General features: G+C 64.3%; 14 protein-coding genes. 2 read left to right on the forward strand and 12 right to left on the reverse strand.

The window, feature by feature from the left end; all coding sequences use genetic code 11:
* Positions 1 to 14 precede the first annotated feature (14 nt).
* The 12 genes from BSY238_RS03450 to BSY238_RS03505 form a co-directional block, all read right to left on the reverse strand.
* The gene (locus BSY238_RS03450; protein ID WP_190295049.1) at positions 15 to 809 is read right to left on the reverse strand and encodes an urease accessory protein UreD; all 795 of its coding nucleotides are present in this window, start codon (positions 807 to 809) and stop codon (positions 15 to 17) included.
* Positions 802 to 1,431 carry an urease accessory protein UreG gene (gene ureG / locus BSY238_RS18290; protein WP_069040427.1) on the reverse strand — a complete coding sequence of 210 codons (630 nt, stop codon included), beginning with the start codon at positions 1,429 to 1,431 and terminating at the stop codon, positions 802 to 804. The genes BSY238_RS03450 and ureG overlap by 8 nt, the downstream gene beginning before the upstream one ends.
* Positions 1,432 to 1,449: 18 nt before the next feature.
* Entirely contained in the window at positions 1,450 to 3,162 is a 1,713-nt protein-coding gene (ureC, locus tag BSY238_RS03460; RefSeq protein WP_069037914.1) for an urease subunit alpha, read from the reverse strand.
* 33 nt (positions 3,163 to 3,195) lie between these two features.
* Positions 3,196 to 3,906 carry an urease subunit beta gene (locus BSY238_RS03465; protein WP_069037915.1) on the reverse strand — a complete coding sequence of 237 codons (711 nt, stop codon included), beginning with the start codon at positions 3,904 to 3,906 and terminating at the stop codon, positions 3,196 to 3,198.
* A gap of 82 nt (positions 3,907 to 3,988) precedes the next feature.
* Positions 3,989 to 4,699 (reverse strand): urease accessory protein UreF, encoded by a 711-nt coding sequence (locus tag BSY238_RS03470; protein WP_069037916.1) that lies wholly within the window; start codon positions 4,697 to 4,699, stop codon positions 3,989 to 3,991.
* Positions 4,689 to 5,216, reverse strand: coding sequence for an urease accessory protein UreE (gene ureE / locus BSY238_RS03475; RefSeq protein ID WP_069037917.1), 528 nt, complete (start codon positions 5,214 to 5,216; stop codon positions 4,689 to 4,691). Before ureE ends, BSY238_RS03470 begins: the two co-directional genes overlap by 11 nt.
* A 184-nt stretch (positions 5,217 to 5,400) precedes the next feature.
* The gene (gene urtA / locus BSY238_RS03480; RefSeq protein ID WP_069037918.1) at positions 5,401 to 6,579 is read right to left on the reverse strand and encodes an urea ABC transporter substrate-binding protein; all 1,179 of its coding nucleotides are present in this window, start codon (positions 6,577 to 6,579) and stop codon (positions 5,401 to 5,403) included.
* A gap of 346 nt (positions 6,580 to 6,925) precedes the next feature.
* Entirely contained in the window at positions 6,926 to 7,219 is a 294-nt protein-coding gene (locus BSY238_RS03485; RefSeq protein WP_069037919.1) for a hypothetical protein, read from the reverse strand.
* Positions 7,220 to 7,223: 4 nt separating this feature from the next.
* Complete coding sequence (locus BSY238_RS03490; RefSeq protein WP_069037920.1) at positions 7,224 to 7,904, reverse strand: tetratricopeptide repeat protein; 681 nt, start codon at positions 7,902 to 7,904, stop codon at positions 7,224 to 7,226.
* Positions 7,905 to 7,914: 10 nt separating this feature from the next.
* Positions 7,915 to 8,859 carry a hypothetical protein gene (locus BSY238_RS03495; RefSeq protein WP_069037921.1) on the reverse strand — a complete coding sequence of 315 codons (945 nt, stop codon included), beginning with the start codon at positions 8,857 to 8,859 and terminating at the stop codon, positions 7,915 to 7,917.
* Positions 8,860 to 8,935: 76 nt separating this feature from the next.
* Complete coding sequence (locus BSY238_RS03500) at positions 8,936 to 11,332, reverse strand: N,N-dimethylformamidase beta subunit family domain-containing protein (protein ID WP_190295050.1); 2,397 nt, start codon at positions 11,330 to 11,332, stop codon at positions 8,936 to 8,938.
* Between the two features lie 134 nt (positions 11,333 to 11,466).
* Positions 11,467 to 11,907, reverse strand: a complete 441-nt coding sequence (locus BSY238_RS03505) for a N,N-dimethylformamidase, small subunit (RefSeq protein WP_069037923.1) — start codon at positions 11,905 to 11,907, stop codon at positions 11,467 to 11,469.
* A gap of 267 nt (positions 11,908 to 12,174) precedes the next feature.
* On the opposite strand from BSY238_RS03505, the gene BSY238_RS03510 reads away from it, so the two are divergent.
* Together BSY238_RS03510 and BSY238_RS03515 are read left to right on the forward strand one after the other, a co-directional pair.
* Positions 12,175 to 13,347, forward strand: a complete 1,173-nt coding sequence (locus BSY238_RS03510) for a transporter substrate-binding domain-containing protein (RefSeq protein WP_069037924.1) — start codon at positions 12,175 to 12,177, stop codon at positions 13,345 to 13,347.
* A complete protein-coding gene (locus BSY238_RS03515; RefSeq protein ID WP_069037925.1) occupies positions 13,340 to 13,975 on the forward strand; it encodes an ANTAR domain-containing response regulator in 636 nt (211 codons plus the stop codon). Before BSY238_RS03510 ends, BSY238_RS03515 begins: the two co-directional genes overlap by 8 nt.
* The last annotated feature ends 232 nt before the right edge of the window (positions 13,976 to 14,207 follow it).

Below are 14,207 nucleotides of genomic sequence, written 5' to 3' on the forward strand. Positions count from 1 at the left end.
GTGCCCCTTTTCGTTTACGGCTGCAATGACCCAAGCGCGGCGACGCGCGCCGCGGCCATCGCCTTGCCGACCACGATCGCATCGGCACCGAGCGCACGGAACACCCACCCGGCTTCGCCCGGCAGCGCCGAGGCCCCGGCATACAGCCCTTCGCCAGAGATCGCGCGCAGCGCGTCCGGCAAGCCGGCGCATGCAGTCTGAGTCAGTATCCAGAGGCTACCCTGCACGCTGAACCCACCCGATACGCCGGGTTGCGCAGCGAGCCAGTCAGCGCCACGGATGCGCATCCGTTCGCGCGCCAGCAGCCGAGCGTCGCGGCCGGTGATGTCGATCGCCGTATCGATCAGCGCGAATGGCGCACCGCAGGCCGTCGGGTCGTGCGCGAGATAGGTTTCCGACACCAGCACGAGGGCACCCTCACCCAGCTTGACGCCGATGCGGGTATGCAGATGACTGCCCGGAAAAAGGATCTGCGGCGCCTGCAGATACTCGACCCGCGCGCCAGCACCGGCATCGATGTCGACGGTCTGCGTCGCGCAGCCGCCGCGCATGGTGTGCACGATGGTCGATGCGGGCGTCGCCACATGCGCACGCGCACCCGACGCCACGGCAATGCGCCCGGTCACCGTGTCGTGCTCGAACAAGCCGCCCGACACCGACTGCAGGAAGACCGTGCAGCGACCGCGATCGATCGGATCTGTATACAGCGCGCGGCCGACATGCACCGGGTAACGAACGTATTGCCGGGCAACGAAGCTGCGACCTTCCGCCGAAGCGAAATCCAGCTCGAAGCTGTGGCGTTCAGTCAAACAGAACTCCGCGCACGATGGCATCGACCACCGCATCGACGCCTTCGCCACTGGCGCAGTTGGTGAGCAGGGTCGGCTTGCCGGCCCGCACCTCTTCGGCTTCGCGCGTCATGCGCGCCAGGTCCACGCGCACGAATGGCGCCAGGTCGGTCTTGTTGATGACCAGCAGGTCGCACTGCAGGACGCCCAGACCGCGCTTGCGCGGAATGTCGTCGCCGCCCGCGACATCGATGACGAACAGCCAGTAATCGACCAGGTCGAGCGAGAACGACGACGCCAGATTGTCGCCGCCACTTTCCACCAGAATCAGTTCCAGGCCCGGAAAGGTCCGGTCAAGTTCATCGGCCGCGGCGAGGTTGAGCGTCGGGTCTTCGCGTATCGCGGTGTGCGGACAGGCGCCGGTTTCGACCGCCAGCACGCGCTCCGGCGCGATGATGCCGCTGCGCCGGATGCGTTCGGCGTCTTCCGCGGTCACCAGATCATTGGTGATGACGGCGATATCGGTACCGCGTGCAATGAAGCGCGGAATGAGCTGTTCGAGCAGCGCCGTCTTGCCCGATCCGACCGGGCCGCCGACACCGACACGCGCCGCACCGCGCGGCTTCGCATACTGCAGGGGCATGACCGATGACATACGGGGCTACCTCATCATGTAAAGGCGATTCAGCGGCACGTGGGTCGCCGGCGCGCAGCCGATCACGTGGTTGTCGACGCTGACTTCGAAGGTTTGCGGATTGACCGTGATGTTCGGCAGCGTGCCGTTGCGCACCATGTCGGCCTTGGTCAAGGTGCGCGTGCCGTGCACCGGCAGCAGTGCCTTGTGCAGATCGAGCCGCCCCTCGAGGTCGCGGCCGAGCGAAGCGGCGCAGACGAAGTTGGCCGACAGCGCCTGCGGTGCGCGGCCGAAGGCGCCCCACTGCGGTCGCATGATGAGCGGCTCGCAGGTCATCAGCGACGCAGCCGAATCGCCCATCGCGCCATAGGCGATGAAACCGCCCTTGACGACGATTTCCGGCTTGATGCCGAAGAAGGCGGGACGCCACAGCACGATGTCGGCCAGCTTGCCGGGTTCCAGCGATCCGACGTGCTGATCCACGCCGAAGGAGCGCGCCGCGTTGATCGTGTACTTCGCGATGTAGCGCAGGATGCGTTCGTTGTCGGCGCCGCGCGTGCGCTCCTCCGGCAGGCGGCCGAACTGGTCCTTCATCTTGCTGGCCAGTTGCCAGGTGCGGCAGATCACTTCATTGATGCGCCCCATGCCCTGGCTGTCGGAGCCCAGCATCGAGATCGCACCCATGTCGTGCAGCACGTCTTCGGCGGCAATGGTCTGCGCGCGGATGCGGCTTTCGGCGAACGCCACGTCCTCCGGCACGGCCGGGTTCAGGTGATGGCACACCATGATCATGTCGAGGTGTTCGTCGAAGGTGTTCACCGTGTAGGGGTTGGTCGGATTGGTCGATGACGGCAGGCAGTTGGCCTGGCCGACGACGCTGATCACGTCCGGCGCATGACCGCCGCCGGCGCCCTCGGTGTGATACATGTGGATGGTGCGGCCTTTGGTCGCCGCCAGCGTGTCTTCGAGAAAACCGGATTCGTTCAGCGTGTCGGTGTGCAGCTGCACCTGGAAATCCATGTCGTCGGCGACCGACAGGCAGGTGTCGATGGTGGCCGGCGTGGCCCCCCAGTCCTCGTGGATCTTCAGGCCGATGCAGCCGGCCTGCATCTGCTCGACCAGCGATTCCGGACGCGACGAATTGCCGCGGCCGAGAAAGCCGAAATTCATCGGCCATTGTTCCGACGCCTGCAGCATGCGCGCCACGTTCCATGCGCCGCCACAATCGATGCCGACCGTGATCGGGCCGAGCGAGCCGCCGAACATCGTCGTGATGCCGGACGCCAGCGCGTGCTCGACCAGTTGCGCCGAGTCGAAATGCACATGCACGTCGAGCCCGCCCGCCGTGGCGATCAGCCCTTCGCCATCGCGCACCGTCGTCGCGTTGCCGACCAGCAGCTGCGGATGCACGCCATCCATCACATGCGGATTGCCCGCCTTGCCGATGGCGACGATGCGCCCGTCCTTGATGCCGATGTCGCCCTTGACGATGCCGACCACCGCGTCGATCACCACGACATTGCTGATCAGCATGTCGAGTGCGCCCTGCGCCGAGGTCAGCCCGCCCATCATGCCCAGCCCGTCGCGCAGCGTCTTGCCACCGCCGTGCAGGCATTCGTCGCCGGGTACGGCGAAGTCGTGTTCGATTTCGGCCAGCAGCGAGGTGTCGCCCAGACGCACCATGTCGCCCTGGGTCGGTCCGTACATCGCCGCATAGTCGCGACGGGTCAGCCATGCCATGTCAATTCTCCCGGCAGTTCTTGTTCATGTCGGTCATGCCCCCCTGAAGCCGGCCTGCCGCGCGCGCACCAGCGCATCGGCCAGGCCGGCCTCGGTGTTGCTCGCGCCTTCGGTCAGCCGGTTCAGGCCGAACACCTCGCCCGTGCCACCGAAGGCGACCAGCGTGACTTCCTTCGATTCGCCCGGCTCGAAGCGAACGGCGGTGCCGGCTGCGATATCCAGATGCATGCCCCAAGCCAGCGCACGGTCGAAGTCGAGCGCGCGATTGACTTCGAAGAAATGGAAGTGACTGCCGATCTGTATCGGGCGATCTCCGGTATTGAGCGCTTTCAGCGTCGCGCTGCGGCGGCCTGCATTGACCTCGATGCTGCCTTCGGCTGGAATGATTTCTCCCGGTATGCGTGCGCGGCTGCCGCCGTTCGACATCTGTGCGCCGGGGCCGGGCCGTATCGGGTCATGCACGGTCACCAGCTTGGTGCCGTCAGGAAAGCTGGCTTCGATCTGGATCATCGGCATCAGCGCCGCGACACCGGGCAGCACGTCGTCGGAATTCAGGATCTGCGAACCGAAGGCAATCATTTCCGCCACCGTGCGGCCGTCGCGCGCGCCTTCGAGAATCTCATCGACGATGAAGGCGATCGCCTCCGGGCAATTGAGCTTGAGCCCACGCGCACGTCGCCGCCGCGACAGTTCCGCCGCGTTGAAGATGGTCAGGCGTTCCAGTTCGGTCGGGGTCAGCAGCATGTCGTGCTCCTTCGCAGTTCATTCATCCGGTCGGTCCCTGTGTATGGCGCCATCGGTACTCCAGTCGGCATTCAGATGGTCTTCAATTGGCAAACAGACGCGCGCTGCGCGCTTCGTGGCGCATGGCGGCGATATCGAGTGCAGGCGTGCCGCTGCTCATGTCCTCGCGCGCTGGCGGCGGCTGCGACAGCACGCCGGCAATGACCGGACGCATGCGGGTCAGCAGACGCTGGCCATCGACGTGCCCGATCATCCCCATGCGCAGCGCAGCACCGATGATCGACGTGCACAGCCCGCCCGCCGCCATGGCATCGCAACTGCCCGCGGGCAACCGGTACGCCGCCCACAGTGCGCCCTGCACCACCGGCAGGTGGCCCGGGGCGTGCCCGCCGCGCACAGTTTCCAGATAGCGCTGCGCGCACGCGACGCCGAGATCGGCGTGCATGCGGAGCTGCGTGAAGCCGAGTCGGCGACTGGCTTCGCGCCAGCCGCGCGTCAGCGACATCGCTTCGCACAGGCGGTCGAGGTCGCACAGGACATCGAGCAAGGCCGGTGTGTCGCCGCACGCCGTGAAGGCCTGGTGCGCCAGCTGCATCAGCGGCCGGTCGAGGCCAGCCCAGCGATGGCTCACCTGCGCCTGCAGCAGACCGAACACCTGTTCCGCATTGCTGACCTGCACGTCCAGGCGCAGCGATTCCAGCCCCCACGAAAAGGCGGTGGCACCGCCGGGAAAGAAGCTGTCGGAAAACTGCAGCATCGCCAGCTGCTGGTCGATGCCTGAGTCAATGTGCATGCGGCACCGGGATGTAGCGCACGCCGCCAGGGCCGGCGGGCGGCGCAGGATGCGGGTCGGCGCTTGGCCCGGCCTCGTCGCACACCTGCACGCAACCCCGCTGGATCAGGTGGGCGAGGCGCTGCAGATAGGCTTCCCGCGGGCCGTCCAGTGCGATGCACAGGCGTTCGCCGTCGAACCTGACCTTCCAGTGCATGTTGCCCGCGAAGTAGCCAAGTTCGAGCGCGTCCGCCGCATTGCCGGCCTGCAGCACGAGCCAGTGCGGTTCGTCGAGCAGCACGAGCACGGCGCGATCGTCGTCGAGCCACAGCACGGAGCCGTTCTGCAGCGTGGCGTCGCGGTCCAGCATCAGCGCCACCACGCTGCCGCGGTCGGTCCGCAGCTGCTGTCGGCGGCGCGCCATGTCACTGCGCGAGAGGCGCACCGTTTCCAGGCCGCCTCGATGTTCGATGTCATGCAGCCTGTCCGCCAGCGCGGCGTCTGCGGCGCAGCCCAGAATGGTGGTCACACGAAGCATTGACGGGTCCGGTTCAAGATGGGATTAGCAAGTCGGGTAGCAAGTCGGCTTGACACATGTTCGAGAACACGCCGGTGCTGAAGGCACGTCACGTGCCCCCAGCGTGTGCCCGGAGCGCTGTTTGCCAACAACCCGCCGCCGAACGGCCGCACACCGTCCGACGGCGGGCGCAGCAACTACCCGCTCAGATAGTCGGGAAAGGGTTGGGCTCGATCAGCGGTGATTCGTAAATCATGTTGACCTGACCGTCGGCGCCGAATGCACCGATGCGCGCCTGCTTCCACAGGTGATGGTTGGTGCCGTGGAATCTCACCAGGCCTTCCGGTCCGGTGAATTCGAGATTGGCCGACGCGGCGATCACCTTGTCCACATCGAAACTCTTGGCCTTTTCCACCGCCATCTTCCACAGATAGACCGCGGTGTAGGCGCACGCCAGCGTGTCGCCGGTGACGCGCTTCTGGCCGTACTTGGCCTTGAACGCAGCCACGAATTTCTTGTTCGCCGGATTGTCGAGACTCTGCAGGTAGCTCATGCAGGTCAGCACGTCCTGCACGTTCTCGTTGCCGATGCCCGACACCTCTTCTTCCGACACGGCGAAGGCCATCACCGTGGTTTTCTTCATGTTGACGCCGGCCGCCTTCAGCTGCTTGTAGAACGCCACGTTCGATCCGCCGACGATGGTGCTCAGGATGATGTCGGGCTTGACCGCCTTGATCTTGTTGATGGTCGAGCCGAAGGACGTGCTGCCCAGCGGCATGTATTCCTCGCCGAGCACCGACCCGCCACCCTTGACGATGGTCGGCCGGGCAATCTTGTTGGTGACGCGCGGCCAGATGTAGTCGGAACCGATCAGGTAGAAGGTCTTGCCGCGGTTTTCGAGCAGCCAGTTGCAGCCCTGCACGCATTGCTGGGTCGCTTCGTGCGCGGTGTACAGGATGTTGGGCGACTGTTCCTGTCCTTCGTAGTAGGTCGGGTAATAAAGCAGCCCCTTGGCCTGTTCGAACACCGGCAGCACCGCCTTGCGCGATGCCGACGTGTAGCAGCCGAACACCGCGGCCACCTTGTCCTGTCCGAGCAGTTTCCGGGCCTTTTCGGCGAAGGTGGGCCAGTCGCTCGCGCCGTCTTCGACCACCGGCACGATCTTCTTGCCGAGCACGCCGCCGGCTGCATTGATTTCGTCGATGGCGAGCTTTTCGGCGTCGACCACAGAAGCTTCGGCCAAAGCGATGGTACCGGTCAGCGAATGCAGGATGCCGACCTTCACCACATCCTGCTGCGCGAACGCAGTACGCATCATCGTCGGGCCCGCCACGGATGCCAGGGCGAGTGCTTTCACCAGATCACGACGCAGATTACTTTTCATGTTTCCCTCGAAAGAAATGGGTGGATAAGGTTTGGATGACTCAAGACAGCACAGCGCAGACGACAAAATTTGCTGCAACGCCACATTGCCATTTGCGAAAAAAGAACGAAAAAAAGGCCTGGCGGATCCGGGGATCCGCACAGGCCTTTTTGCCTTTCTTTGCACCGGCAATGCTGGCGATGCGAAGAGTTACATTGATACTAGTGAGCCGATTGCAGCGAGTCAAGCACTGTTTTCAGTAAATCGAATACGCCGAATTTGCACTTTTTTTGTTGCAACGCATCACCCGCGCAGAGGCAAACCGCCGGGCTCCGATTTCCCCCGGCTCGGCACTTCAGGCATGCCGTCAGCCGCGCATCCGGTACATGAAGATGCAGCGCCCCTGCTGCCCCGCTTCGAAGCCGGCGACCGGATGGAGCCGGTGTCTTGCCACCATGAAGTCGACGACCGTACGGGCGGCGGCAGGCGACAAGGTCGGCTTCCATATCCATATGTCTTGCTGGCTGTCGATGCCGCAGACCGAAAAGAGCGCCTGCTCGGCATCGTCCGCCATGCCAATGGCCCACTCTTCCGTCTTCGCGCCGAATTCCTTGATGTAGCTGAGGCACTCGAACTTGATCTGCTGCACGCTGAAGGTCATCGTGTCACCCCGGAACCGGCACCAGTCGAGCAGGCGATGACACCGCTGCCGTCCGGGTCCGCCATTGATCGAACTGCGTCGCCCCCCGGTGCTTCTCTTCCACCGACATCTGACCGACGATGCCTTCGAGCGCGCTCAGCGCGGTGCCGACGCCATGCTGCGCGGCCAGCGAAAGCCAGGCGAAGGCCTGCGCGCGGTCCTTCTCCACACCGAGTCCGTTCGCGTACATGAAGCCCAGGCGCGCCTGCGACGGGTAGTGACCCTGTTCGGCCGCGCGTCGATACCAGTGTGCGGCGGCCGCCTCGTCGTGCGGTACGCGGTCGCCCTTGAAGTGGAGCGTGGCGAGATTGCTCTGCGCCATGGCGTCACCGGCCTGCGCGGCGCGGGTCAGCCAGTGCAGTCCAGCCACGGGATCGGCAACCGTGCCCTGCCCCATGACGAGCATCGCGCCGACATTGGTCTGCGCCGGAACATGATCCTGCTCGGCCGCCCGCAGATACCACGCGAACGCCGCTTCGAGATCGGCCGTCACCCCTTCGCCATTGGCATGCAGCGACCCGAACCACGCCTGCGCCTCCGGGTCTCCCGCCTCAGCCAGCGCGGCAAAGCGTTCATGGGCGTCGGCCAGGTGGCCTTCGCGGTAGGCTGCGACGGCTGCATCAACGGGTCTTGACGAGGTGTTCACGGGGTGTCCTTCATGGGTTCGTTGCAAGATCGAAGGCGTCGAGGCGCTGCGTCATTTCGCAGGCCAGCCATGACGCGACGGCGTCGTCGGCCCGGGTCGGTGCATCTGCCGCCCTGTCCGACAGACGTTCTCCGATCAGCGCCAGCCAGTCACTCAAGGGCAGTGCGCCTTCACCCAGCACGGTGATACGGCACAGCGTGCGCGTCAGCGCGACGGGTTGCAGCACGACGGCACACACGGCGTGCTGCAGCGCCAGCAAAACGAGATTCGGAAACAGCCAGAGCGCCCTGGCCGGCAGGCCGGCGAGGGTGGTGTCAGCCAGCAGTACCGAGGCACCGAAGGCACGCGGCAGTTGTTCCGCGGCGAGCAGACGCTGAGCCACGCGCTTCCAGTTGCCGTCGACCTCCTGCCATTGACTGCCCTGCAGCGGCATGTCCTGCTGCGACAGCACTGGAACCGCGGCCTGCAGCGATCTGGCCGTGTCGATGATCGCCGCGCCGTGCGGATCGAGATTGACGCACAGCAGCGGCCCGATCCGGTCGACGCGGACCGGCAGCAGGCGCTCCGGTCGCAGACCGAGATACTGGTGCATTTCAGGCGTCGCATCGCCCAGTTCCGACGCCGCAATGACCGGCCGGTCGCGGCTGTGTCCGCACGACGTGAATGAGCACGGTGTCTTCGTGCCCTGCTGGCATTGCACCGGCACCACACGGCAGCCGCCGTGCTGGGCCTTGTTGAATCGACCCGTGAGTACGTCACCCGCCATCCTCTGGATATGAACGGCGTGATCGCCCGCAGTGAAGGGCAACAGATCACCCACACCCGCCAGTTCATGCGTCGTTCCGACGCACACCCAGTCGCGTGTCCAGATCACATCGTCTTCGCGCCGGGCCATGCGCAGCGACCGGAACGCCGAGGCATCCAGCGCGACCGGTCGAATCATTTCATCCAGCATGCAGCCTCCTTCCGCGACAGCTTCGTATGGCTGGCGCGCGCCTGCCCACCGATATTGCAGCGGGCAGGCGCGGCGCTCAGGTGGATGACGCCAGCGCCGGCGACTCGTAATCCGCGCGACCGCGGTGCTTGAACGCTTCCTTCGGCGCAGCCGGCAGCGGGCCGTCCTGCATGAAGCGGTCGAGCACATTCTTGGTCAGACGCGAAATGTTGTTGTCGCAGTTGTTCCAAGGCAGCGAACCGCAGTAGGCGATCGAGCTGAACGCGAAGCAGCCGCCGCCATTCGGCGTTTCGTGGAAGGTCACGTCGGCACGCACCCGCGGATGCACGGTGCCGTCCAGACCTTGCTGGTTGAAGCCGAAATCCTCCATCACCAGCAGGTAGGCCTCGGTATGGCGGCCGGCCGACGTGGCGACGGTGAGGATGTGCGGCGGCGAACCGAGCATGGTGTCGACGATGTCCAGTTCCAGTCCGGCCGCGCCACCGCCGACCAGACCGAAATTGCCCAGATCCTCTTCATAGGTGATGCCGTCGAAGGCCCAGCTCACTCGCGGATCCAGGCTTTCCGGCGTGCGCGTGAAGTAGGACGAAATATCGAAGCCTTCGGACGACATGCCGGTACCGGCCACCGAATGAAGGTAGCGGCCGCGATAGCGCCACATGCCGCCGAGCTCACCGGTACCCTGGTGGTAGTACTCGCCGGGGTCGGCGCGCCAGGTGCGGATGCCGGATTCGCAGCGGCGCATTTCGGTGACGACGCCACGGCCCAGACCGTCGTAGGCCGGGTGGAATGAATGCACCCAGTACCAGGCGTCGGCACCCATATACATCAGGCGACCGCCACGCTGCGTGTAGTTGTGCAGGGCATCGAGCTGGGTGCCCGAGTTGTGCTCCGGGTGCGAGCCGGTGATGATGACGTTGTAGTTCTCCAGCCGCGCCAGACCGTCGTAGGTCGCGTCTTCGTCGGTGAACACGTCGTACTCGTAGCCCATCTGTTCGAGCCAGCAGATCAGATGCAGGTCGGCCGGGTACTGCCAGGGTGCCTGGGCCAGGAAGTGGTCGTACTTCGGTCGGATGCTCAGGATGGGGCGCAGCCGCGACGACAGGCAGATGCCGCTGCCGTCGGTGTGGGTGTCGTAGATCGAGCCGCCGTATTCGCGGTGCTCGGCGAGGAACATGTTCTGCTGCTGCATGATGGGCACGCGGTAGATGAACAGTTCCGCACCGCCTGCGTTGCACGCCACATGCTCGTTCGCGTAGGCCATGTAACTGATGGTCGGCACCATGACCGCGATCTTCGACTGTTCCTGGCCGATCTTCGGCACGATCCAGAACGGGATGTACTCTTCATCGCCCTCGGGCGTGGTCAGCTTGGCGGCATAGAAACGGCTCTTGATGTCGGTCGGTACCGTCCACTCGAAGCTCACCTCCCAGCGCGCGTTGTCGAGGTCGTCGTCGTGGAAGTGAATGGCGCCATATTCCTTCGGCGCCACCTTCCAGTCGAAGGTCTGGCCAGCCCAGTTGTAGCCGGTCAGCGCACGCGTCGGACAATTCACCAGGGTGGCGTTGAAACGATACGGACCGGCGTCCTTCGCCACCAGCGTGTCGATGCCATCGGAAAAATCCCAGGCAGCCACGATGGCTTCCGACAGTGCGCCGGTCGGGCCTGCGTTGCGGCGTTCGGTCAGGCCGGGCTGCGCGCCGCCCTTCATCATTTCGATCTCGAAGCGCGACAGGGCGCGATTGCACAGGCGCGGGCTGTCCAATTTGCCGTTGTAGTGGCCACCGACGATGACGCCTTGCGGCAGCGACGGCAGCCCCAGTGGGCCCGGCTCGAGATGATCGACATAGCCGGCGATCACCAGTGGCTGGTCGGTGTGTTCAACCTTGCCCTTGAACACCGCCTTGAGCGGCGGAATCTCCGGGTCCAGCGCATAGACGACCTGCGGCTCGTGGTGCAGCACCACTTCGCCGGTCAGCGCGTCGAAGCTGGCGGCGATGAAGTGCCAGGCGTGGTCGCGCAGCGGCGCACCATTCGTGTAAGTCTCGCCATTGATGCGCAGCTCGACGCAGCCGTCGGTGTTGATGAACAGGCCGTAGCCCTTGCCACCGGACCACTTGGTCACCAGCCCCTGTGCACCGTGCTTCCAGTAGCGCTTGTCGGTCTTGGGCGTGGTCGGCCAGATCCAGCACTGCAGCGTGAAACTGTCTGGCTTGAGTTGCGGCGCGTCAGGCACGAAGCCGTACGAGCCGCCGTAGACGACCTGCTTGATGCCGTCATACACGCCTTCGCAATCGGCCTTCACCGCCTTCTCGATGAAGCCGGGGCCGCGCGGATTGGTGTCGCCGTTGATCATCTGCACGACGGACGCTTCGTACTTCGCGGGACCGTCGCAATTGACGTAGAACCTGATCGTATCGCCCGGGTGGACGCCGAACTTGTCGGCGTATCCGGTCAGTCGCATTGCACACATGGTGTTCGTTTCTCCAGGTCGAGCGCCGCCCTCCGGGGTGTCGGATGCGTTGCTTGAAATTGTCGGAAAGTGCGTACCCGGGCGTCGGTGCCGGGGTCGCTGGATGAACTGCTGTCGGCGCGACCGGCGCGGTGTCAGGTGACCGGCCAGTTGTCGTCGCGGCGCTTGTAGCCTTCGTGGTAATGCTCGGGGAAGCCGTCGGATTCGGGCATCTCATCGAGTCGCATCAGGAAGATGGCGTGCTGGATGTCCTGCTCGCTGGTATAGACATCGTCGGTCGCGAAGACCGGCGGCACGCCACGGATGCCTGACAAGCGCCCGATGCGCCATTCGGCATCGATGCGGGTACAGATGACGACCAGCTTGCCCTTCGTCGAGGCGCCGCGCATGCGCAGCAGCACGCGCTTGAGCAGCGGGTCTTCATGCACGCCGCCGCTGATGACGGTGGTGTCGCCCGGCGTGGCGCACTTGAGCACCGAAAAACCGGCGACGCCCGCCATCGACTGCACGCACTCGAGATGCTCCCGGATCAGGCGATCGCGCTCCGGCGTGCCTTTCTTCGGTATTGAAATCATCGGTCAGACTCCTTCAGAACACGGAAATTGGATGGAAAACCGATCATCAATCCCTGGACGCTGCAGCCAGCCTGTTGCAGCGCGGCAAGACAAAAGACAAAAAAAAGGGCCTGCCGAATCCGGAGATTCGAGCAGGCCCTTTTGCCTTGCCCCACATCGGCAGTGCTGGCGATGTGAAGAGATAGCTCAATACTAGTCACGCCCGCTGCACTGCGTCAAGCTCTGTTAGTATCAATTTCGTTTTTCGCTCTCCGCTTTCACTGTCCTGTGTCCAACTCCGATCCGGTCAAGGTCGGCGTCCTGTTTTCGCGCGAGGGCGTGACCTCGCGCATCGAAAACTCGATGCTGCTCGGCACGCTCTTCGCCATACGTGAAATCAACGATGCCGGTGGCCTGAATGGCCGCGAACTGGTGCCGGTGTATTACGACCCGCACTCCAGCCCGCAGATGTTCAAGTCCCTCGCCACGCGGCTGGTGCTTGAAGACAAGGTGAATGTCATCTTCGGCTGCTACATGTCGAGCACGCGCAAGGCGATACTTCCGGTGGTCGAGAAGTGGAACCGCCTGCTGTTCTGCCCGACCATGTACGAAGGCTTCGAGTTTTCGGACAACGTCATCTACACCGGCGGCGCACCGAACCAGAACAGCGCACTGCTGGCCGACTACATGGCGAGCCGCTTCGGCGCGCGGGTCTACATGGTGGGCAGCGACTACATCTTTCCGTATGAGTCGAACCGCATCATGAGCGACTTCGTACACCAGCGGCAGGGCGGCGCGAAACTCGGTGAGCGCTACGTCCGGCTGGACGCCCAGGAAAGCGCCTTCGCGCCCATCATCAAGGACATTAAGGCCAAACAGCCCGATTTCATTTTCTCGACGGTCGTTGGACGGACGACCCGCATGTTCTATCAGGCCTTCGCCGATGCAGGCCTTGATCCGGCGCGCATGCCGATAGCCAGCCTGTGCACCAGCGAGGAGGAAATCGCCGAAATGGGCACGCGCATCGCCGAAGGTCACTACACGGCGGGCCCCTATTTCCAGTCGATCGACACCGAACGCAACCGCAGCTGCCTGGCGCACTTCCGCAAGCTTTTCGGTACCCAGGTCGAACCCAACATGAGCTGGGAGTCGTCTTACAACCAGGTGCACCTGTTCGCCGGCGCATATGCCGCCGCAGGCAGCGACGAACGCGATGTGCTGCTGCCGCACCTGCTGGGCCTGGAATTCGATGCGCCGCAGGGCCGCATCCGCGTCAATCCGAACAATCACCACACGCGGCTTTTTCCGCGCATCGGTCGCGTCAACGCCAGCGGGCAATTCACGATACTGGCGGAAACGCTGTCGGGCGTTGAACCTGACCCCTATCTGGTCAGTCATTCGTTCGACGACTGGAGCAATCGCCTGCGCGTGCTTTCCGACGACCAGACCCGTCGTGAGTAGCCCGGCCCGCCCCTCCAGCCGCGGCGCGCGGCTCACGCCGGAATTCCTCAGGCAGCTGCGCAGCCTGCGCGTCGCCGTGCTGCATCCGAAGGACGAAGACGGCGAAACCCTGACCCAGCAGTTGCAGCGCATCGGCTGTCAGGTGCAGACCTTCTGGCCGCCGGTGCCCGATTTGCCTGACAACGTTGACCTGGTGTTCTGTGCCGTTGACCAGGATGTGCTCGGCATGTCGTTCAACTGGGTCCGTCAGGAACAGCCGCCGGCGGTGATTGCCATCATCAGCTATGAAAACCCGACCATCTTCGACGCCATGATCAAGCTGGGTGCAACAGGCGTGCTCACGGCGCCGATCCGTTCGACCGGCATCCTGTCGACCCTGGTGCTCACGGTCGGTCTGAACGAAGCGATGCGCAAGGCCGAGAAACGCGTGCTCAGGCTCGAGCAGAAGCTGCTGGGCATCAACCAGATCAACGAAGCGAAATCCATCCTGATGCGCACGCGCAATGTCGGCGACAGCGAGGCCTACCGCATCATCCGCGAACAGGCGATGAGCCGTCGCGTGCCGACCGAAGAAATCGCGCGCGCCATCATTCACGCGAATTCCATCCTGTCAGGGCCGACGGGTTAAGGCCTGCCGGCATATCTGCAGTACCGAAGGGCGTGCATGGGCACGCCCTTTTTTGTTTCTGCACGCGCGGAAGCACCGGAAATCCCTTGGTTCGACTCGACCTTCTGCACCAACTTGGTGCACAATGCGCCGCGCATCACCCGGCCACCCCGTCACGCCCCACGATGGGGCATGGCCGGCTGCATCAAGCGGAGACCCGGCAGCACAGAACCGGGTCCCGCACCGAGCCACG

Origin of the sequence: Methyloversatilis sp. RAC08 (assembly GCF_001713355.1) — a bacterium.
Taxonomy (GTDB): domain Bacteria; phylum Pseudomonadota; class Gammaproteobacteria; order Burkholderiales; family Rhodocyclaceae; genus Methyloversatilis.